The sequence below is a fragment of the Proteus columbae genome (assembly GCF_009914335.1).
Lineage (GTDB): Bacteria > Pseudomonadota > Gammaproteobacteria > Enterobacterales > Enterobacteriaceae > Proteus.
The window spans coordinates 295,283-316,933 of record NZ_CP043925.1; the positions used below are offsets into that span (position 1 = coordinate 295,283).

At 40.0% G+C, this 21,651-nt stretch carries 21 protein-coding genes; 11 read left to right on the plus strand and 10 right to left on the minus strand.

Annotated features, from left to right (window positions below; all coding sequences use genetic code 11):
• Positions 1 to 46 precede the first annotated feature (46 nt).
• From pnp to F1325_RS01500, 3 genes are all read left to right on the plus strand, one after another.
• Positions 47 to 2,176 (plus strand): polyribonucleotide nucleotidyltransferase, encoded by a 2,130-nt coding sequence (gene pnp, locus F1325_RS01490; RefSeq protein ID WP_098941351.1) that lies wholly within the window; start codon positions 47 to 49, stop codon positions 2,174 to 2,176.
• A 112-nt stretch (positions 2,177 to 2,288) separates the two neighbouring features.
• Complete coding sequence (gene nlpI, locus F1325_RS01495; RefSeq protein WP_098941350.1) at positions 2,289 to 3,176, plus strand: lipoprotein NlpI; 888 nt, start codon at positions 2,289 to 2,291, stop codon at positions 3,174 to 3,176.
• 171 nt (positions 3,177 to 3,347) lie between these two features.
• Positions 3,348 to 5,246 carry a DEAD/DEAH family ATP-dependent RNA helicase gene (locus tag F1325_RS01500; protein WP_160229903.1) on the plus strand — a complete coding sequence of 633 codons (1,899 nt, stop codon included), beginning with the start codon at positions 3,348 to 3,350 and terminating at the stop codon, positions 5,244 to 5,246.
• Positions 5,247 to 5,443: 197 nt separating this feature from the next.
• Here the strand turns inward: F1325_RS01500 and btsR are convergent, their stop codons facing one another.
• Both btsR and F1325_RS01510 read right to left on the minus strand, forming a co-directional pair.
• Positions 5,444 to 6,160 (minus strand): two-component system response regulator BtsR, encoded by a 717-nt coding sequence (gene btsR, locus F1325_RS01505; protein WP_109372676.1) that lies wholly within the window; start codon positions 6,158 to 6,160, stop codon positions 5,444 to 5,446.
• Positions 6,161 to 6,162: 2 nt separating this feature from the next.
• A complete protein-coding gene (locus F1325_RS01510; protein WP_109372675.1) occupies positions 6,163 to 7,866 on the minus strand; it encodes a sensor histidine kinase in 1,704 nt (567 codons plus the stop codon).
• A gap of 234 nt (positions 7,867 to 8,100) precedes the next feature.
• Between F1325_RS01510 and F1325_RS01515 the strand changes: the two genes are divergently transcribed.
• The 4 genes from F1325_RS01515 (at position 8,101) to F1325_RS01530 (ending at position 12,685) form a co-directional block, all read left to right on the plus strand.
• The gene (locus tag F1325_RS01515) at positions 8,101 to 9,072 is read left to right on the plus strand and encodes an HlyD family secretion protein (RefSeq protein ID WP_109372674.1); all 972 of its coding nucleotides are present in this window, start codon (positions 8,101 to 8,103) and stop codon (positions 9,070 to 9,072) included.
• Between the two features lie 9 nt (positions 9,073 to 9,081).
• The gene (locus F1325_RS01520) at positions 9,082 to 10,227 is read left to right on the plus strand and encodes an ABC transporter permease (protein WP_151434034.1); all 1,146 of its coding nucleotides are present in this window, start codon (positions 9,082 to 9,084) and stop codon (positions 10,225 to 10,227) included.
• Positions 10,227 to 11,390 (plus strand): ABC transporter permease, encoded by a 1,164-nt coding sequence (locus F1325_RS01525; protein WP_160230851.1) that lies wholly within the window; start codon positions 10,227 to 10,229, stop codon positions 11,388 to 11,390. Before F1325_RS01520 ends, F1325_RS01525 begins: the two co-directional genes overlap by 1 nt.
• Positions 11,391 to 11,474: 84 nt before the next feature.
• Positions 11,475 to 12,685 (plus strand): IS3 family transposase gene (locus tag F1325_RS01530; protein WP_160229872.1). Its coding sequence is split into 2 segments (ribosomal slippage): positions 11,475 to 11,817 and positions 11,817 to 12,685, totalling 1,212 coding nucleotides; the frame shifts between segments, so codons are not numbered across the junction.
• Between the two features lie 223 nt (positions 12,686 to 12,908).
• Here the strand turns inward: F1325_RS01530 and F1325_RS01535 are convergent.
• Together F1325_RS01535 and ubiU are read right to left on the minus strand one after the other, a co-directional pair.
• On the minus strand, positions 12,909 to 13,787 hold the full coding sequence (locus F1325_RS01535) for a U32 family peptidase (protein WP_109372671.1): 879 nt from the start codon (positions 13,785 to 13,787) through the stop codon (positions 12,909 to 12,911).
• A gap of 13 nt (positions 13,788 to 13,800) precedes the next feature.
• On the minus strand, positions 13,801 to 14,796 hold the full coding sequence (ubiU, locus tag F1325_RS01540; protein ID WP_088493968.1) for a ubiquinone anaerobic biosynthesis protein UbiU: 996 nt from the start codon (positions 14,794 to 14,796) through the stop codon (positions 13,801 to 13,803).
• Between the two features lie 216 nt (positions 14,797 to 15,012).
• Between ubiU and ubiT the strand changes: the two genes are divergently transcribed.
• Complete coding sequence (ubiT, locus tag F1325_RS01545) at positions 15,013 to 15,546, plus strand: ubiquinone anaerobic biosynthesis accessory factor UbiT (protein ID WP_109372670.1); 534 nt, start codon at positions 15,013 to 15,015, stop codon at positions 15,544 to 15,546.
• Positions 15,540 to 16,043, plus strand: coding sequence for a GNAT family N-acetyltransferase (locus F1325_RS01550; RefSeq protein ID WP_109372669.1), 504 nt, complete (start codon positions 15,540 to 15,542; stop codon positions 16,041 to 16,043). The genes ubiT and F1325_RS01550 overlap by 7 nt, the downstream gene beginning before the upstream one ends.
• A gap of 13 nt (positions 16,044 to 16,056) precedes the next feature.
• Here the strand turns inward: F1325_RS01550 and F1325_RS01555 are convergent, their stop codons facing one another.
• Complete coding sequence (locus tag F1325_RS01555) at positions 16,057 to 16,341, minus strand: GIY-YIG nuclease family protein (RefSeq protein WP_109372668.1); 285 nt, start codon at positions 16,339 to 16,341, stop codon at positions 16,057 to 16,059.
• Between the two features lie 287 nt (positions 16,342 to 16,628).
• On the opposite strand from F1325_RS01555, the gene F1325_RS01560 reads away from it, so the two are divergent.
• Complete coding sequence (locus tag F1325_RS01560) at positions 16,629 to 16,880, plus strand: YdgH/BhsA/McbA-like domain containing protein (RefSeq protein ID WP_075673608.1); 252 nt, start codon at positions 16,629 to 16,631, stop codon at positions 16,878 to 16,880.
• A gap of 114 nt (positions 16,881 to 16,994) precedes the next feature.
• Complete coding sequence (locus tag F1325_RS01565) at positions 16,995 to 17,435, plus strand: YhbP family protein (protein ID WP_160229904.1); 441 nt, start codon at positions 16,995 to 16,997, stop codon at positions 17,433 to 17,435.
• A gap of 26 nt (positions 17,436 to 17,461) precedes the next feature.
• Here F1325_RS01565 and F1325_RS01570 read toward each other — a convergent pair whose 3' ends face one another.
• The 5 genes from F1325_RS01570 to F1325_RS01590 all read right to left on the minus strand — a co-directional run bounded on the left by F1325_RS01570 (position 17,462) and on the right by F1325_RS01590 (position 21,558).
• On the minus strand, positions 17,462 to 17,824 hold the full coding sequence (locus F1325_RS01570; RefSeq protein ID WP_244185031.1) for a hypothetical protein: 363 nt from the start codon (positions 17,822 to 17,824) through the stop codon (positions 17,462 to 17,464).
• A gap of 159 nt (positions 17,825 to 17,983) precedes the next feature.
• Positions 17,984 to 18,193 carry a hypothetical protein gene (locus F1325_RS01575; protein WP_023583554.1) on the minus strand — a complete coding sequence of 70 codons (210 nt, stop codon included), beginning with the start codon at positions 18,191 to 18,193 and terminating at the stop codon, positions 17,984 to 17,986.
• A gap of 26 nt (positions 18,194 to 18,219) precedes the next feature.
• Complete coding sequence (gene nrdG, locus F1325_RS01580; RefSeq protein WP_109372666.1) at positions 18,220 to 18,684, minus strand: anaerobic ribonucleoside-triphosphate reductase-activating protein; 465 nt, start codon at positions 18,682 to 18,684, stop codon at positions 18,220 to 18,222.
• Between the two features lie 4 nt (positions 18,685 to 18,688).
• Complete coding sequence (nrdD, locus tag F1325_RS01585) at positions 18,689 to 20,827, minus strand: anaerobic ribonucleoside-triphosphate reductase (protein ID WP_109372665.1); 2,139 nt, start codon at positions 20,825 to 20,827, stop codon at positions 18,689 to 18,691.
• A gap of 344 nt (positions 20,828 to 21,171) precedes the next feature.
• Positions 21,172 to 21,558, minus strand: coding sequence for a RidA family protein (locus F1325_RS01590; RefSeq protein ID WP_006535650.1), 387 nt, complete (start codon positions 21,556 to 21,558; stop codon positions 21,172 to 21,174).
• Positions 21,559 to 21,651 lie beyond the last annotated feature (93 nt).

The following is a 21,651-nucleotide window of genomic DNA, read 5'->3' on the forward strand; positions in this document are numbered from 1 at the left end:
TCATCGTCGCTAAACATCTGGCGACAATAAGATAAAGGATATTATTTTGCTGAATCCTACAGTTCGTAAATTTCAATACGGTCAACATACTGTTTCGTTAGAAACAGGCATGATGGCTCGTCAAGCAACAGCCGCTGTTATGGTTGACATGGACGGCACTGCTGTTTTTGTCACCGTTGTTGCAAAGAAAAAAGTTAAAGCTGGACAAGATTTCTTCCCATTAACTGTTAACTACCAAGAGCGTTCATACGCTGCTGGTCGTATCCCTGGTAGCTTCTTCCGTCGTGAAGGTCGTCCTGGTGAAGGCGAAACGTTGATTGCACGTTTAATTGACCGCCCTTTACGCCCATTATTCCCAGAAGGTTTCTTAAACGAAATTCAAATCGTTGCTACCGTTGTTTCAGTTAACCCACAAGTTAACCCAGATATCGTTGCAATGATTGGTGCTTCTGCGGTATTAGCGCTGTCAGGTGTTCCGTTTAATGGTCCTATCGGTGGTGCGCGTGTTGGTTTTATCGATGGACAATATGTTCTAAACCCAACTGTTGATGAGCTGAAAGTTAGCAAATTAGACTTAGTGGTTGCAGGTACTGCGGGTGCGGTACTGATGGTAGAATCAGAAGCTGATTTATTATCAGAAGAAGAAATGTTAGGTGCAGTAGTATTTGGTCATGATCAACAACAAGTTGTGATCGAAAACATCAATGCATTAGTTGCAGAAGTGGGTAAAGAGAAATGGGATTGGGCGCCAGAAGCCATCAACCAAACTTTACATGACCGTATTGCACAATTAGCACAAGCTCGTATTGGGGATGCTTACCGTATCACTGAGAAACAAGAGCGTTATGAACAAATCGAAGCTATCCGTGATGAAGTTATTGCGACGTTAGTAGCTGAAGATGAAACTTTAGATGAAGCTGAAATCAGCGAAATCTTCTCTGGTCTTGAGAAAAACATCGTTCGTGCTCGCGTATTAGCTGGCGAACCACGTATTGATGGCCGTGAAAAAGACATGGTACGTGCATTAGACATTCGCACTGGCTTATTACCACGTACTCACGGTTCAGCACTGTTTACTCGTGGTGAAACTCAGGCTCTGGTAACTGCAACATTAGGTACTGCGCGTGATGCTCAAACTATTGATGACATCATGGGTGAGCACACTGATACATTCTTACTGCACTATAACTTCCCTCCATACTCTGTTGGTGAAACAGGCATGATGGGTTCACCAAAACGTCGCGAAATCGGTCATGGCCGTTTAGCAAAACGTGGTGTGTTAGCAGTAATGCCAACAATTGAAGAATTCCCATATACCGTTCGTGTGGTTTCTGAAATCACTGAATCAAATGGTTCATCTTCAATGGCATCTGTTTGTGGTGCTTCTTTAGCACTGATGGATGCAGGTGTACCAATTAAAGAATCTGTTGCAGGTATTGCAATGGGTCTAGTAAAAGAAGGCGACAACTTTGTTGTTCTTTCCGATATTCTGGGTGATGAAGACCATTTAGGCGATATGGACTTTAAAGTTGCGGGTAGCCGTAACGGTGTCAGCGCATTACAGATGGATATCAAAATCGAAGGTATCACTCGTGAAATCATGCAAGTTGCATTAAACCAAGCGAAAAGCGCACGTCTACACATTTTAGGCGTAATGGAAGATGCAATTAGCCAGCCTCGTGCTGATATTTCTGAATTCGCACCGCGCATTCACACTATCAAAATTAATCCAGACAAGATCAAAGACGTTATCGGTAAAGGCGGTTCTGTTATCCGTGCATTAACGGAAGAAACTGGCACAACTATCGAAATCGAAGATGATGGTACAGTGAAGATTGCTGCAACAAGTGGCGATCAAGCAAAACAAGCTATCGCTCGTATCGAAGAAATTACTGCTGAAGTTGAAGTGGGTCGTATCTACAACGGTAAAGTAACTCGTATTGTAGATTTCGGTGCATTCGTTGCTATCGGTGGCGGCAAAGAAGGTCTGGTTCATATTTCTCAAATCGCAGACAAACGCGTTGAGAAAGTGAGTGACTACTTGGAAATGGGTCAAGAAGTTCCAGTTAAAGTACTGGAAATTGACCGTCAAGGCCGTATTCGCTTAAGCATGAAAGAAGCTCAAGCTAATCAGCAGGAAGCAACAGAAACTTCTTCTGAAGATTCTGCGAATTAATGATATTCTACTACCGATATCTAGACATAAGTATCGGTAGAGACTTATTATGATTGACAAGTAGGACGTCTGGAACGCTTTTTGTTGAAAGGTCTGACTTTGGGAGTGAGAAATGAAAACATTTCTGCGCAGTTGTTCTATTGCTGTTTTCATCTTTATTTCCGGATGCAGCACTAGTCCAGAGTGGCGTCAGAATGCGATTTTTGCCACACCATTGCAGCCTTCTTTACAACAAGAAGTGATATTGGCTCGTATAGAACAAATCTTAGCGAGCCGCTCATTAACTGAAGATGAATACGCACAGCTTTTATATGAGCGTGGTGTGCTGTATGATAGTCTCGGTTTACGAGCTTTAGCGCGCAATGATTTTTCAATGGCGCTATCAATACGACCAGATATGCTAGAAATTTTTAATTTTCTAGGTATCTATTTTACGCAGGCAGCGAATTACGATGCTGCTTATGAAGCGTTTGATTCTGTTTTAGAGCTTGATCCAACTTACAATAATGCGCGTTTTAATCGTGGTATCGCTTCGTACTACGGTGGCCGATTGAAATTGGCGCAGGATGATCTGCAGGCGTTTTATCAGGTCGATCCAAATGATCCCATTCGTTCGCTTTGGTTATATCTTGTAGAAAAAGAGATAAACACTGATTTGGCTAAACAACAGCTAAAACAGCGATACCAGCAGGCGGATAAAACGGGGCAATGGGGATGGAATATAGTTGAGTTTTATTTAGGCGATATTAATGAGAAAACATTAATGTTGAAACTAAATGAGGCTTCAACCGATAACACTTCGCTCGCTGAGCATCTTAGTGAAACTAACTTCTATTTAGGTAAGTATTACCTAAGTCTGGGGGACATGGATAGCGCAGAAGCGTTATTCAAGCTGACGGTTGCCAACAACGCACATAACTTTGTTGAGCACCGCTACGCATTGTTGGAATTAGCACTGTTAGGCCAACAAGAAGACCTAGCGGAATCGGACCAGCAATAGCTGACGAACATTTCTCTGATCAGTTTGAAAGCCATCATCTACATAGGATGAGGGCTTGTTTGTTCGTTTAATAATATAATTTGAGCCAGTTCACATTTTAGATGATAAAGACCGACAAACCATGCGGTATGTTATGTCAACTGGCTGCCATAATGAATGAGGCACAGTGACATGACTACTGAAACCGATATGACTTTTGCTGATCTAGGTTTATCAGCACCTATTTTGACTGCACTGAATGACTTAGGCTACGAGAAGCCTTCTCCAATTCAGCAACAATGTATTCCTTTCCTTTTAAACGGCAATGATGTTTTAGGTATGGCACAGACAGGTAGTGGTAAAACTGCCGCATTTAGCCTGCCTTTATTACACAATCTTGATGAATCATTAAAAGCACCACAAATTTTAGTTTTAGCACCTACTCGTGAACTTGCGGTTCAGGTTGCTGAAGCAATTGAAGATTTTTCTAAACACTTACCAAAAGTAAATGTTGTTGCACTGTATGGTGGTCAGCGTTACGACGTGCAATTACGCGCGTTACGTCAAGGTCCACAAGTTGTTGTGGGTACACCAGGTCGTTTATTAGACCATTTAAACCGTGGCACATTAGATTTATCTAAACTGAAGGGCTTAGTATTAGATGAAGCTGATGAAATGTTACGTATGGGCTTTATTGAAGATGTTGAAAACATTTTAAGTAAGATCCCAGCAGAACACCAAACTGCACTGTTCTCTGCAACAATGCCAGAAGCAATTCGTCGTATTACACGTCGCTTTATGAATGATCCTAAAGAAGTGCGCATTCAAAGTAGCGTAACGACACGTCCAGACATTAGCCAAAGCTATTGGATGACATTCGGCGCACGTAAAAATGAAGCGTTAATTCGTTTCTTAGAAGCTGAAGATTTTGATGCGGCAATTATTTTCGTTCGTACTAAAAACGCAACATTAGAAGTTGCTGAAGCTTTAGAGCGTAACGGCTATAACAGCGCAGCGTTAAATGGTGATATGAACCAATCACTGCGTGAGCAAACATTAGAGCGTCTGAAAAATGGTCGTTTAGATATTTTAATTGCAACTGACGTTGCTGCTCGTGGTCTTGACGTTGACCGTATCAGCCTTGTTGTGAACTATGATATCCCAATGGATTCAGAATCTTATGTTCACCGTATTGGTCGTACTGGTCGTGCGGGTCGTGCTGGCCGTGCAATTTTATTCGTTGATAACCGTGAGCGTCGTTTACTGCGCAATATCGAACGTACAATGAAGATGACTATTCCTGAAGTAGAACTGCCAAATGCAGAGCTTATCAGCCAACGTCGTCAGGAAAAATTTGCACAGCAAATCGCACAACAATTAGAAACTAGCAACCTTGACCAATATCGCGCTCTGTTACCAAAACTTGCTCCACAAGGTGAAGAAGCGCTGGATATGGAAACACTGGCTGCGGTATTACTGAAAATGGCTCAAGGTGAGCGTGCGCTTATCCTGCCACCAGATCCAGTTCGTCGCCCTCGTCGCGAATTTAACGATCGTGACGATCGTCGTGGTGATGATCGCCGTCGCGGTGATAACGATCGCGAGCGTTCTCCTCGTCGTGAACGTCGTGATGCTGGCGAAATGGATTTATACCGTATCGAAGTGGGTCGTGATGATGGTGTTGAAGTGCGTCATATCGTTGGTGCGATTGCTAACGAAGGCGATATCAGCAGCCGTTACATTGGTAATATCAAACTGTATGGTTCTCACTCAACCATCGAATTACCAAAAGGTATGCCGACAGATTTATTAAGCCATTTCACACGTACGCGTATTATGAACAAACCACTGAATATGCAATTAGTGGGTGATGCTCAATCTCAGCCTTTCCGTGAGCGTCGTAATAACAGCCGTCGTGATGGTCAGCCACAAGGTGGTCGTCGTTTTAACAATGGTGATCAACCACAACGTCGTGGTAATAACGACCGTGGTGGTGAGCGTAGCAACGATCGTGGTGGCGAGCGCGGTAACTTCCGCAGTCGTAACAACGAAGGTACACCACGCCGCCGTAGCAGCTCTCATAACCAATAAGAATTGGTAATTAACTTAATTTTTAATTGGGTTGATGACAAAAAAATAAAACCAGTCAATGAAAGTTGGCTGGTTTTTTTTATCATTTGATTAGTAATATAAAATTTATTACGACACATTTCTGTCAATATAAATAATAGGAAAGCTTATTCAAGTAAATCGCTTAGATTTACGTGCAGATTTTAATTTATAATAAATTAGCTTAAGCCAATCGCTTCTTTTAATGGCTTTAAATATCGACGGCTGACAGGAATTTGGCTGTTATTGTGTAATATCAATTCTGCTTGCCCATTATCGCCAAAAACAATCTCATTAACATAATCCATATTCACTAAATATTGGCGATGACAACGGACCAGTTGTGTTCGTGTTTCTAATGTGCGTAGTGTTAATTCTGTAAAGCCTTCTTGACCTTGATTATTGGTTACATAAACCCCACTGAGCCTTGATGTTGCAAATACCGCTTCATCAATGGGCATTAACCAAATACGGCTATGACCTGTACAAGGTATACATTTTAAACGTTCTTCAGGGGGAGTTAAGAGATCAATATTCTGCTTATTACCTTGGCGTAAACGGTTTAATGTTTTTGTTAGGCGCTCTTGCTCTAAAGGTTTGAGTAGATAATCAAAGGCGTGCTCTTCAAAGGCTTGGATCGCATACTCTTCAAATGCGGTTAAAAAGACGATATACGGGCGATGTTCAGGATCAAGCATTGTGACCATTTCAAGCCCTGTAATGCGCGGCATTTGAATATCAAGAAAGACAACATCGGGCTTTTTACGGTGTATCTCTCCTATGGCTTCAATTGCATTACTGCATTCACCAACAATATGAATATCCTTTTCGACTTCAAGTAAACAACGTAAATTTTCACGAGCCAACGGCTCATCGTCAACGATTAATATATTCATTGTTATGCAACGTTATCCATGCTTTTTTCTAGAGGTAAGCAAATTTTCACCTTTGTATATTCATCAGCTTGGCATTCCACTAAAACACCATAAAGTTCGCCATAGCGTAATTTTAATCGCTTATCCACCAGCCTCATTCCTAAGCCTAATTCATGAGAAGGGCATTGGGGTTGATAAAGCCCCGCATTATCACAGATTTCAATAATAATTAAATGGTGCTCTTGGTGTGCTCTAATTGTAATCTTTCCTGTATCTAATAACTGTGACGTTCCATGTTTAATTGCATTTTCGACCATTGGTTGAAGCGAAAAAGCAGGCAAACGGGCATTAGCTAGGCTTTCAGGAATTTGAATATCAATCTGTAATCGTTCCTGAAAACGGGCTTTTTCGATTTGCAAATATGCATTCACATGTTCAATTTCATCACTTAATGTCACAACTGCTTCAGGCCTTTTTAAATTTTTACGAAAGAAAGCAGAGAGAAATTGCACTAATTGCTTTGCTTGTTCGCTATCACGTCGAATAACTGCTTGTAGTGTATTTAATGCATTAAAAAGAAAGTGGGGATTCACTTGCGCATGGAGAAGTTTAATCTCTGATTCTAAAAGAGATTGCTTATTTCGCTCATATTGTCCAGCCAGAATTTGTGCAGATAATAGACTTGCAATCCCTTCACCTAGGGTTCGGTTAATAGAACTAAATAGGCGATTTTTAGCTTCATAAAGTTTTATTGTGCCAATGACTTGGTTATTTTCGCCTCTCAATGGAATAACTAAGGTTGAGCCAAGTTTGCAATGGGGTGAAAGCGTGCAACGGTAAGGTGTTTCATTACCATCTGCATAAACAACTTCATTATTATTGATGGCTTGCTTGGATTGTTCTGATGAAATAGGTGTACCCGGTAAATGATGATCAGCGCCAATACCAATAAAGGCGAGGAGTTTTTCTCTATCTGTAATCGCAACGGCACTGACTCTTAGTTCTTGATAAATGACTTTTGCCACTCGAGTGCTATTATCTTGATTAAACCCTTTACGCAAAATACCTTCGGTGCAAACGGCAATTTTTAATGCTTGAGCTGAAAATGCACTGGTATATTTTTCAAATATTGCCCGTCTATCTTGTAATATTCGAATAAACATCGCAGCACCAACGGTATTTGCGACAATCATTGGGGCAGCAATATCTTTCACTAAGGCAAGCGCTTCATTAAATGGGCGAGCTAATAATAAGATAATGCTCATCTGTATTATTTCGGCAAAGAAAGTCACGGCTGCTGCGGTCCATGGATTAAATATGCGGTGCATTTGCCCGCGTTTGACGTAATAACGGTGAACTAATCCGCCAATTAATCCCTCGACAATGGTAGACACCATACAGCTAAATGCGGTCATACCGCCCAGAGAATAACGGTGTAAGCCTCCCGTAAAACCGACAAGGAAGCCGACATAAGGGCCGCCTAGTAATCCGCCTAATACCGAACCAATGGCGCGCGTATTGGCAATAGAATCATTAATATGTAGCCCAAAATAGGTGCCCATAATGCAGAAAATAGAGAAAATGACGTAGCACATCAACTTATGCGGAAGCTTTATCGTGACCTGTAGAAGTGGCGTAAATAAAGGTGTTTTGCTTAAAAACCAAGCAATGATTAAATAAACGCACATTTGCTGTAATAACAGCAAAATAAGATCAAATTCGTACATAAGTATTGAGTACCGTTCTCTTTTCTATCTGATAAATATAAAAATACCAGATAAAACAGGGCTATTAATGAGGCGATAAAGTTTGATATAAGAATAACTTAATCGCACTTTCAAAGAAAATATTCCTTTGCGTCAGTGATCTGGCGCACAAAATTCTTAAAGAAATTCTGAGTTATTGTGTAATATAACTCCGTCAGTGAGTGTTCTACTTCACTATTAAGGTCTAATCGTTATATGAAAAAAAGAGCCATCTATCTTATTTTATTAATGCTAATACTAATTGCATTAGCCATACTTTTCCGCGCGCATAATCAATATTTATTACTGCAAGGCGAAGTGGATGCACCGGAAGTGATTGTCGCCTCTAAAGCCAAAGGTCGTGTGATTGAGCGCTATATAGAGCGAGGTGATGATGTAAAAGCGGGGCAATTGATGATCACATTAGAAAGCCCTGAACTCAACGCACAAGTCGCCGCACTTGAAGCCGCTAAAGCACAAGCACAAGCTCAATTAGATTTGTCATTGCATGGCACAAGAGAAGAGAGTATTCGTAACCTAGAAGCCGTGTTATCTCAAGCAAAAGTGGAAGCTGCAAATTCAACAAGAGATTATCAGCGTATCAGTGCTGTGGCGAATAAAGGCTATGTATCAGCGACAGAACTTGATAATGCACGCCGTAGCCGTGATGTTGCTTCACAACGTGTAAGAGCCGCTCAAGCTGAGCTTGATGAAGCCCAAAATGGTGATCGTATTGAATTACGCCACAAATATACGGCAGCGGTGCAACAAGCAGAACAACAATTAATTGAGCTGAAAATTCAGCAAGATGACTTACAAGTGAAAGCTCCGGTTGATGGTGAAGTTGGTCCTATTCCTGCGGAAATTGGTGAGCTTTTTAACGCGAATAGCCCACTTGCTACACTGATCCGAATTCCTGATGCCTATTTTGTTTATAACCTCCGCGAAGATATCTTAGCGGATATTCGTAAAGGTGATCGCATTACTATCACGGTTCCCGCATTAGGCAATAAAGAAGTAGAAGCTGAAATTCGCTATATCGCCCCAATGGGCGACTACGCAACAAAAAGAGCAACAAGAGCAACAGGTGATTTCGATTTAAAAACATTTGAAATCCGACTGTATCCTGTTACGCCAATTGAAGGGCTACGTCCTGGTATGAGCGCATTATGGCGCTGGGATAAATAAGGGCGAATAATGAGAGTAAAGGCAGCTTGGCGTGGCTTTAGTAGCGCATTTTCACGAGAAACTCATATGGCAGTTCGTAGCCCCGTTTTTCACTGGCTAAGCTGGCTGTTTCCATTGATGTTGTTTACGTTAATTAGTGCTAACTTTTCTGAAGGCACATTGCTGAACTTGCCTGTTTCCGTGATCAATAATGACAATAGTCCATTATCAAGAACCCTGATTAGAGACCTAAATGCAGGCTCTCATGCGCAATTAAATACGCTAGATGGTAATCCACGCACTGCAATGGAGCGATTAGGTAGCGCAAAAGATTATGCGATATTGACCATTCCTCGACACTTTGAAAGTAAGGTATTAGCAGGAAAACAACCCACCACACGGATGTATTACAACGGGTTGTATTATGCTGCTGGGAGTTATGCAATACAGGATTTTAGTGGGCTTCTTGCAGAGCTTAATGCGCAATATCGCACTGTGTTAGCGCAAGAGATGAATAAACCTGTTCCTCCCTTGGCAAAAGTGACGCTCTCTTATGACAGTTTATTTAATGCCAGTGGCAGCTATATTTATTATCAGCAATTTGCCGCTACGATCCATATGCTCCAGCTATTTGTCGTGACCTGTACGATTTATTCGTTGTCGCGCGGTAATATGCTATTGAATATTAAGCCCTTCACATTTGCACTTATTGGAAAACTTACGCCTTACACACTGTTTTTCTTAACCTTATTAATTGTTGAATTAGCGGCATTAGTGCATTTTTCGGGGGCGAAAGTGAACGGTAATCCGCTATATATGGTATTAGTGGGGTTCTTCTATATCATTGCGGCTCAAAGTGTGGGATTGCTGCTCTTTGCGTTTACCAATAGTGCGATAACGGCATACAGTATGATAGGTATGTTGGTGAGTATTGCCTTGGCATTTTCAGGCATGGCTGTACCTGAACTTTCGATGATCTTACCTGCGCGGATTATTTCTAATTTAGAGCCATTAACGCACGCCTTAAATGCGATGTTTGATATTTTCTTAAGAGAAGTATCACTACAAGGCATTTTATATGTGTGTTCACTTTTGCTGATTTATCCTTTTGCTATCGCCTTCTTAGTTCGTAAACGTATTTTTAAACGATTGGAATTACAGGTAGGTGTTGCATGATGCAAATGTATTTCCAAACCTTTAAGCGTGTTCTATTGGGTATGTTAGAAAAACCCATGTGGATGTTACTTATTGTTTCTCTATGCATTATGAGTTTGGTTTATGCCAAGCCTGTACTGTGGGATCTTCCTGTGGCAGTGATTAATCAAGATCATAGCCCAGCAAGTTATTCACTTGTTCGGTCATTAAACTCGACACCTAAATTAAGCATTAAGAACTACGATAATTTAGATGAAGCTCGTCACGATATGATTATGCGAGAGTTATTTGCCATTATTATTGTTCCAACCGATTTTGAGAAAAAACTCCTCAATGGTAAAGATGTTACTGTGCCTGTATTTGGTGATGCGACAAACCGTCTGGCTAGCGGGCAAATTCAACAAGAGTTGATGTTGGCTTATCAGCAGTTATTAGATGCTTACAATGGACGTATTTTGAGAAATGCAGGCTTTAGTGTTGAACAATCAAAAATCCTATTAAAGCCTATTCAGGGTGAAACCATTGCGATGTATAACCCTGGGGTAAGTTTTGCTGCGATTATTTTCCCTGGCTTATTAGTGATGCTATTACAGCACTCACTTTTAATAGCTTGTGTCCGCGTCAGTATCGCGGTGAGAAGTACCCCGAAAGGAAAGCCACCTTTAGCGGTTTATCTAGGGGCATTATCTGCACTTATTCCGATTTGGTTATTTTTATCTGCGGTATTCTTTTCATTGTGGCCGTGGGTATTGGGTTACCGCCAAGAAGCGCCGCTTTACCAGATTTGGATGCTGACTTTCCCATTCTTATTGGCGGTCTTAGGGTTAGGTAAGTTAATTACAGAATGCTTACGCAGTGTTGAGATGATTTATCTGACACTAGCCTTTGTGACAACGCCGGTATTCTATATTTCTGGCACGATCTGGCCACTACAAGCAATGCCTGACTGGGTCTTTGCCATTTCATCCGCATTACCTTCTACATGGGCAGTAAACGCCATGGCGGGAATTAACCAAATGGGTCTGTCATTCCAAAGTATATTGGGTGATATCGTGATGATGCTCGTTTTAGGCGTGATTTATACGGTATTAGGTGTGCTGGTGGGTATGCTACGTAATGGTGAGTTAAGACATATTACGCATCAGTTTAAGCATTGGTTACATCATCGTGGAGAGTCAAAATAAAGAGCCCTTAAGGGCTTTTTATTTATCAATATGACCCGTCCTGAATAAGGTTGACACTTTTCCAATCTGAAATTGGAGAGTGTAATGAAACCAATCACTAAACGAACTCAACGCGATTATTCTCTCGCTTTTAAATTACAGCTTGTTGACCAAGTTGAAAAAGGCGAAATAACCTATAAACAAGCCCAAGATCGCTATGGTATACAAGGATGCTCTACTGTTTTAGTTTGGCTTCGTAAGCATGGTAGGTTAGATTGGTCAAACGGTACCCCTGATACTTTTTATAGAGGTTCAGCTATGACCCAATCTTCTGAACAACAAACGCCGGAACAACGCATTAAGATCCTTGAAAAGGAACTTGAAGAGGCTCGGCTTAAATCCGATTTCTTCGAAGCAGTGGTTAAAGTCATGGATAGAGACTTTGGAGTTCGTTTGTCAAAAAAGCGCAAAGCCGAGTTATTAAAGAAAAAACGGTTAAAAACCTCACCGTAACAATTGCTTGCCGTTTTATGCAGATCAGCCGACAGGCTTATTACAAGAGACTGGATAGAACTGAGGAACGAAAGAAAGCCGATTCGGCCATCATTGATGCTGTTAAATCTGAACGAGTCTTACAACCTCGACTGGGTGGGCGTAAATTACATTTTATTTTAAAGCAAAAACAGATGGTTATTGGTCGTGATCGGCTATTTTCTTTATTGAAGGAACATCAGTTACTGGTGCCTAATAAACGGGCTTATCATCGAACAACCTTAAGCCATCATCGTTTTTATCGGCATCCAAATTTAATTAAGTCAGGGTTTATCCCCACACAACCAGAACAGCTTTGGGTAGCAGATATTACCTATTTATCGACGCATGAAGGTGATACTTATTTAAGTTTAATTACGGATGCGTATTCACGAAAAATCGTGGGATATCATTTAGATAACAATATGAAAACAAGTTCAGTGAAGAAATCGTTGGTTCAGGCGTTAAAAAAACGGACTTCGACAACTTCGTTAATCCATCATTCAGATCGAGGGATACAGTATTGTTCTTCGGAATATCAGGAGATACATAAAGAGCATAATATTCAATGTTCTATGACTGATGGGTATGATTGTTATCAAAATGCCTTAGCAGAACGAATTAATGGAATATTAAAAATGGAGTATCTACTGATAAAACCGAGTAATCTGGAACAAGCAAGAAAATTAGTAGAAGAATCAATCCAACTCTATAATGAAAAACGGCCACACTTATCGTTAAACTATAAAACGCCCGATGAAGTACATCGAGCGTTTTATGCCTGAAAAGTTGTCAACCTATATCAGGACTAGTCAATATTGTAGATCTTATCTTTACTAATAATATTCACTATGTGGTGGCAACACTCCATTGATAATTTTCTTGGTTCCCATTTTGAAATATCTATTAATGAAAGACCGTGGTAACTCTAAGGAATAATACCGCTTACACCGCATCCATAATGATTTAATTTATCTATAAACATTTTTTTAAGTGTATCATATATCTTTACTCCACCAATTCTAATCCTGCCAACTTACGCCAATAACCATTACAGTCATGATGATGAATCGTTGTAAGAGGTTGTTGGCCTTGCTCATTTTGACGAAATTGTTGCAAGGTATCAAAAATAGCGTCAGATTCAGGTGAAAGGCGAATAATATCCACTAAACCTGCCATTGAAGCTTGATCGTTACCCAAGTTATAACAATAACCACTTTGTGTTTGAATGCCATTAAGCACAAATACTTGCTGATTTTCTTGTGATAATACTTCACGACCTTGAGGGTATTTTTGACAACAGGTTTCACAATCATCTTTAGAGCGATTTTCAGAACGCGCAGTAAAACAACGTGCTGAATAAGCGAGAGGAAGATGCCCATAAGCCAATACTTCAACTTCAAACTTATTGCGAATGCCTAATTTTTCACATTGATTTAAAAGATTATTTAACCACTCGCGAGAAAGCTCAACAGGCATACACCAACGCATCATGCCTTGTTTATGCAACAAACGTAGTGCATAAGCGTTGTAGCAGTTAAGCCCGTGGCCTGCAACAAAAGGAAGATTGCGCTCGAAAAGCATATTAATCACGCCAAAATCATGTGCTTCAACTAAAAACTCACCGTTATCAACCAGCTTAGCAATTTCTTTCAATTCAGAAGGTGCTTGTAATAACGCTAAGGTAGAAAGAACCACTTGTTTGCCACTTTTAGCGACCTCTTTGGCGAGGTTTATCCAATCTTGAGGTTTGGTTTCTCGGCGTTTACTGCAAACTGTTTCGCCTAAATAAATAATATCAGCGTCGCATTGTTTTGCTTTTTCGTAGAACGCTTCAAGTGTCTCTTTTTGCCAATAATAAAGTACAGATCCTAATGCATATTTCATTTTCGTATCCTTATTATTGCCATTTACGGTGATAAGCACCCAGTGTTGTTTGTGTTCCTTCTGAAATCTTTCCTAGCGCGTTCATCCAACGTGGATTAGTACTAAAACCTTGAGGATCTTTCTTACATTGATCAATGGCTGCACGCCAAACTCTCGCCACTTCTGTTACATAGGCAGGGCTACGTTGACGACCTTCAATTTTAACTGACGCAATATTCATCGCCATTAATTCAGGTAAGAGTGAAAGAGTATTGAGGCTCGTCGGCTCTTCTAATGCGTGATAACAGTGATCATCAACAAAATAGCGACCTTTACACAGTGTTGGGTAGCCTGCATTTTCATCAGGTGAATAGCGGTCTATCAAGACATCATTAAGGCGAGATTCCATCCCTTGTGGTGTTTGTTGCCAACGTACAAAACGTGCAGGAGAGCAAGCACCTACCGTATTTGGCGATTCACCTGTTAAATAAGAAGAGAGATAGCATCTACCTTCAGCCATAATACATAAACTGCCAAAGGCAAAAACTTCTAAAGGTACAGGGCTAGTTTGTGCTAATTGTTTGACTTGATGAATAGATAGAACACGAGGAAGAACAATACGAGCCACATCGAAGTTACGTTGATAAAACTCAATAGCTTGTGTATTGGTTGCTGAGGCTTGTACTGAAACATGACGTTCAATATGAGGATAACGCTCTGCAGCGTACTCTAACATGGCGATATCCGCCAATATAAGAGCATCAGCCCCTAAAGATGCCGCCATATCAACGGCTTTTTGCCAGCGTTCAAATCCATCAGGGTGAGCAAAGGTGTTTATTGCAATATGCAATTTTCGCTGGTGGCGATGAACATAATTAACCGCTTCTTGTAACTTCTTTTCTGTGAAATTTAAACCAGCAAAATGTCTTGCATTAGTATCATCTTTTAAGCCGATATAAACGGCATCCGCACCATTATCTATGGCCGCTTTTAAGGCAGGTAAATTACCCGCTGGGCACAGCAATTCCATCTTCACTTCCCTTTAGAAATTAAGAATGATCAGGAATTGTAATAAGCAGGATAAAAAAAGGTTTTGATTTAGGGCAGAGAACTTCGTTTTTTGCTTAAGTAAAATCAAAGAACACAAAATGTGAGCAACGGATTAACCGAATATTGATATAGGATCGCAGAATATCTGTCTATATCTGGCACAATAGCCCGTAATTTTATTTATAGGAGTCCGAACGTGTTTAACAAAATTCGTACCCATTTGGTTAAAGAGGGACCTCGTTTTTTACGTTACCCTTTACAAGTTACCCCATTTGCTCTGCAACGCGATATTTTAGAACAGTTTTTAAGCTGGCAATTTCGTGAATCGTTAGCGGAAGGCGATTTACACTTTCTAGAAAATAAATGGCTAAAAGTTGAGATAAGAGACTTACATTTACAGTGGTTTATCAGTGTTTGTGATGATAAATTAGTGGTCAGTCGCTTAGAAAAAGAAGATGTCAGCTTTAGTGGAAATGCAAATGATCTTATTTTAATTGCTGCGCGCAAAGAAGATCCTGACACCTTATTTTTCCAACGCCGTCTACAAATTGAGGGTGATACAGAACTCGGGTTATATGTTAAGAACCTGATGGACGCAATTGAATTAGACTCAATGCCATCTGTGTTGCGTTTTGGTTTATTACAACTGGCTGAGTTTGTAAAAAGTGGGCTTCAAGAAGAAACCGAAGACACTCTACACAGCCATGAACTGAGCTCAACTTCATGCTAATACGTGTTGAAATTCCCGTTGATATTCCAGCTATTGATAACCTTTTACGTCAAGCGTTTCCTACAGGTGCAGAAGCTGATTTAGTGGGACATTTACGAGAAGAGGGACTGCTGACATTAGGTATGGTCGCAGTCGATGATGAAGGCCACGTTATGGGTTACATTGGCTTTACACCAGTTGATGTTGATGGTGTCGATTGCCAATGGGTAGGGCTTGCGCCTCTTGCTGTTGCACCTGATTTCCAGCGCCAAGGTATTGGACGCCAACTGATTAATGAAGGATTAGATAGCCTAAATGAATTTGGTTATGGCGCTGTGGTGGTATTAGGTGAGCCAGAGTACTATCAAAAGTCAGGCTTTATTCCTGCAAAATCACAAGGGTTACATTGCAAATGGCCTGACACCGAAGAGGCATTTCAGTTCTATGCTCTCGATAATGGTAATGTTGAAAATATTCATGGTTTAGTGAATTTCTCGCCATTATTTGATGAGGTTTAATCGAACAGATTGTCTATCGTGTTAAATACAACGCAATGTCTGAAGGCTGGTCTTTGATCAGCTTTTCTTTTTGCGTTTTCTTCAATTGTTTTAATTGGTATTCAAGTTGAGAAGCACGTTGCCGAGAGCCTATTTGGCAATGAAACTCTAATAATAAAGGTCCTTTTCCTTTCAGTGCTTTAGCGCCGGTTCCATTCTGGTGTTGAGTAAAGCGTCGCTCAACGTTTGTCGTTATCCCTGTATAAAGATAGCCAAGACGATTTCTGACAATATAGAGTGACCACACTGTATCAGCCATCACTTTTTCCTTTTCGTGCTACTTTTTCTTTTGATAAATAATATTTCTCAATTTTTGAATTGAGTAATTTATCGCTTTATCAAAATGAAATCTATTAGATATATCAATATGTTGTGAAATATTTGTGACAGAAAGCTTTGTTATTTATAAAATAACATTCAATTTTTTTGAAAATGAACAGCAATTATTGCTAATTTTAAAGTTAAATTAAAGCGCATAGTATGATCCATATCACAGAGACACACTCCGCGATACCTAACAAAATTAGAATTTAATTGGAGTTTATTATGAAAAAATCTACATTAATCGCTGCAACATTAGCTTTAAGTGCTATTTCATTCGGTTCAATCGCATCTGATAGCGTATCAAAAAGCCCTTCTGTTAATGGTGAGTATATCACAATCACAGGTAGCGATACTTTAGATGGTTTAACCACTAAGATTGCCCAAATCGCAAAAGATGAAGGTGCAAAAGGTTTTAAAGTTGTTGGCGCAACAGGTGACGATTACCTCACTGTAAATGCTGAAATTTATCGTTAATTTTAATTATTTTCGATAAATAACCTGTAATAAGAGACACGCGGTAAGACGCTCGTTTTGATGATATAATTATCAGCTAAACAGCGTCTCTTTTTGTATCTATACAGGTGTATTATGTCTTCTTTAGACTCGATCAAAATAATTAAACAATACATCCGAAACAACCATGTGTTTACCTTATGTACAACTCGTTCATTAGGTGATGTTTGGTGTGCAAATTGTTTTTATTGGTTCGATGAAAGCCAGATGAGGCTTGTTTTTCTTTCTGAAAAGAAAACGCGTCATGCCCAAATGATGCAGGAAAATTTATTAGTTGCAGGAAGTATTAGTACGCAAGAAATTGCAGTATCCGATCTACAAGGTATTCAATTCACGGGTTCTGTTGCTTTACTGGCAGGTCAGGACGACATCAACGCAAGAAAACATTATTGTTTACGCTTTCCTGTCGCATTAGCCGCCATCCATGTGCCTTTATGGGAATTACAATTACAAGAAATTAAGATGGTCAATAATCAGTTAGGTTTTGGGACTAAGCTGTATTGGCAGCGTGATTAAGCTGGTTATTTTTTCTCAAATTCCTTTTATTCCCAAAAATAATGATTTTTCTGTTCCCACCCTTTTAAAGACATACATGAAGTATAGAAAGTTCTTCTGTCTTCTTGATTAATGTCCTCAACATAACTTTCTGTCATTGGTACGCGTTCAGTGTAGGTTTTTTTATCACCACAATGGTCTTTATCATCTTTACGACACGTCTTTTGCACATCACGATAAACAGTACGTTGTAGCACTTCTTTGCGGATAGGGTAACGAGTATTGGCATCGAGATCGCAAATTAGCTTTGCTTCTTGTAATGTGTAATCTGATGCACCTTTGGGTTCCCAAGTACTACTGCAACCTGAAAGTAAAATCATTGAAAATAAAGGGAAGAGTGCTAATTTCATATCAAATATCATCATAAAAAGAATAGTTAAGGGCGTTAATAATAAAACAAAACTAATCACTTTGACCATCTTTTTTGAAAATGATTCGTATTTGATAACAGGTGTGATTAAGTAAGAATGGTAAGAAAAAAGCCCATTATATAAATGGGCTTTTAGGGATCACTCAAATGATGAAAGATTTTTTTCTATCTCAGCATCTATTTCAGTATGCTGGAGATGTTTAGCACCGAGTTTCTTTTTCAATTCGGTGCCTAGCTTCACGAGTTGTTCTCGATTCGCTTTAGACTGCTTTTTACCCCATTTTTTTAAATGGTAGTTCAGTTCATGATCTTCAGAAAAGCTTACATATTTATTATCACTTAAAGGCATACATCCTCCAGTTAATTCAATGTGTATTACTTCAATTTATGGATCACCTGATTACTACTACCACGCCACAGTAATGCGGGATCATAAAGTTCTTGTACGAACTTCCCATCAATCAGTACGTTAATAAAGTTAACGACTTCTTGCTGCTCTGGGGTTAAGTCAGCCAGTAAGTAGCCAGTCCAAACCCAAATATCTTTCTCAGGGCATTCCGTTTTAACGCGTTTTACCAATTTTAATATAGCAGAAAGATTTTGAGGGTGTAGTGGATCGCCACCTGAAAGTGATAATCCTTGTCGTTTAATCCGACTGTCTTGGAGATCAGCAATGATCTGATCTTCCAATTCTTGTGTAAATAGCTTGCCGGACGTTAATGACCAGGTTGATTTGTTATAACAGCCGCGGCATTGGTGTATGCACCCTGCAACAAACAGGGTGCAACGAGTACCAGGACCATTTACCACATCAACAGGATAATATTGATGATAATTCACTCTGTTAGCCTAACTGACCATTTGCCAGATGTTTAACTCGACGTTTAACTTCTTCCTGTTTACCCGCATTAAATGGACGTGAATCGGGGCTACCTAAATATCCACACACACGGCGAATAACAGAGACTCTAGCAGGGTTGTGATTACCACAACGCGGGCAAGTAAAGCCTTTACTGGTGCAAGAGAATTCACCGGTATAACCACAGTCGTAACATTCGTCTATTGGAGTGTTTGTTCCATAGTAAGGAACTCGGGTATAGCTATAGTCCCACACATCCTCTAACGCTTTAAGGTTATGCTGTAAGTTTGGATATTCGCCATAGCAGATAAAACCGCCACTTGCTAATGGAGGATAAGGCGCTTCAAAATCCAGTTTATCGTATGGGTTTACTTTTTTCTCAACATCTAAGTGGAAGCTGTTGGTGTAATAACCTTTGTCGGTAACACCAGGAAGAATACCGAATTCTGCGGCATCTAAACGACAGAAACGGTCACATAAGTTTTCGCTTGGTGTGCTATAAAGGCTAAAGCCATAACCTGTTTCAGCTTTCCATTGATCTGTGGCTTCACGTAGACGATTAATAATCGCCACTGCTTTTTCTCTTAAGGTTTCGTCGTCAAAAACGTGTTTTTGAGTACCAAACAGTGCATTAATCGTTTCATGTACACCGATATAACCTAATGAAATCGAGGCTCTGCCATTTTTAAAGATTTCAGCCACATTATCATCTGCTTTCAAGCGAACACCGCAAGCACCTTCCATATAAAGGATAGGGGCAACACGCGCTTTGACGTTTTCTAAACGAGCAATACGTGTCATCAGTGCTTTTTTCGCTAATTCAAGGCGGTCATCAAGCAGTGACCAGAATGTCGCTTCATCACCTTGAGCTTCAATAGCAATACGCGGTAAGTTCAGGCTGATAACGCCTAAGTTATTACGACCCTCGTGGATCATTTCGCCATTTTCTTCGTAAACACCTAAGAAACTACGGCAACCCATTGGAGTTTTAAATGATCCCGTCACTTTCACAACTTGATCATAATTTAAGATATCGGGATACATGCGTTTACTTGCGCATTCAAGAGCAAGTTGTTTGATATCGTAATTAGGATCACCAAACTTATGGTTTAAGCCATCTTTAATGGCAAAAACGAGTTTAGGGAAAACAGCCGTTTTACGGTTTTTACCTAAACCTGCCATACGGTTTTCAAGAATAGAGCGTTGAATTAAACGCGCTTCTTTTGATGTACCAAGACCAAAGCCAAAAGTGACAAATGGGGTTTGTCCATTAGCCGTATGCAGCGTATTGACTTCATACTCTAAAGATTGGAATGCGTCATAACACTCTTTTTCAGTGCGTGCAGTGGCATAGGCTTCTTTGTCAGCAATCTGCCATTCTTCTGCCACTTTATAGTGTTTGTCATAACTTGATTTTACAAACGGCGCTAATACTTCATCGATACGGTTTATTGTTGTACCGCCATAAATATGGCTTGCCACTTGTGCGATAATTTGTGCAGTGACTGCTGTTGCTGTTGAAATAGATTTAGGGGGTTCTATTTCAGCATTTCCCATTTTAAAACCATTGTTTAACATGCCTTTAAGGTCAATTAGCATACAGTTAAACATAGGGAAAAACGGTGAATAATCGAGATCATGATAATGAATTTCACCACGCTCATGAGCGAGTACCACATCTCTTGGCAGGATATGCAATTTTGCGTAATGTTTAGCCACAATACCCGCAAGTAAATCACGCTGGGTAGGGATAACCTTACTGTCTTTATTCGCATTTTCATGAAGAATAGAGACATCACTTTGTTCGATAAGACCTCGGATTTCCTGAGTTAGTCTTCCACGTTGCTCACGAGCAACATCTCGGTCATGACGGTATTCAATGTAGGCTCTGGCGACATCTTTATGTTCGCCAGCCATCAGCTGATTTTCTACGGCGTCTTGGATCTCACGGATATCGACATTCGAACGTCCTGCGAGAGATTGTGAAACGGATTGCGCGACAGAATCGCAATAATCATCATCAGTGATCTCACAAGCTACGGCGGCTCTTTTGATAGCATCGCTGATGCGGGTTTGGTCAAAAGAGACTTTACATCCGTCTCGTTTTATCACTATGGTTTTCACAATCTTGCTCCTTAACTATTTATCCACAGGCTCAAATCCCATAAAAACAGGTGATGGCACAGCATTCAGGCTTATTGTGGATAAGATGTGTATAATTACTATATGTTGTAGGTCGGTATGTATTAAAGCACAATATATAGTTATTGGAAGGGAAATAATCTTCATTAAAACTGATCTATATCAAGGTATTTTTGCTACGTCAGGTATCAAGAGGGATTAGCCGAATTGTAAATATGTGCCAAAAACAGAAGTGATAAATTATTCATCAAAAAGTGAGAACATAAAAAAAGCAAAGTGCTCATTAAGAGACCTTTGCTTTTTTATGACTCATTATTGAGACGAAATTAACGGATAGCGATAACTTCGATTTCTACTTTTGCATCTTTTGGTAAACGTGCAACTTCAACACATGAGCGAGCTGGGAATGCGGCATTATGCTCTTTAAAGAACGCTTCATAAGCCGCATTGATTGTACCAAAATCATTTAAATCTTTTACGAAAACAGTAGTTTTGATGATGTTAGCAACGGTTAAACCCGCTTTTTCAATGATTGCTTTTACGTTTTCTAAAGATTGACGAGCTTGCTCTGCGGCATTATCAGAAACAAATTCACCGGTTGCAGGATCAACAGGTAATTGACCTGAAGTGATCACTAAGTTACCTAAATCAACACCTTGTACATAAGGGCCGATTGCTGCAGGGGCTTTATCGGTATTAATTTCGTAAGACATGTAGAACTCCTGTTTTTATAAGATTAACGCTAACATTCGATTAGTGTGGCGCTATTATAGCCAGTGCTTTAGGTTAGCAATATGACAGATGTC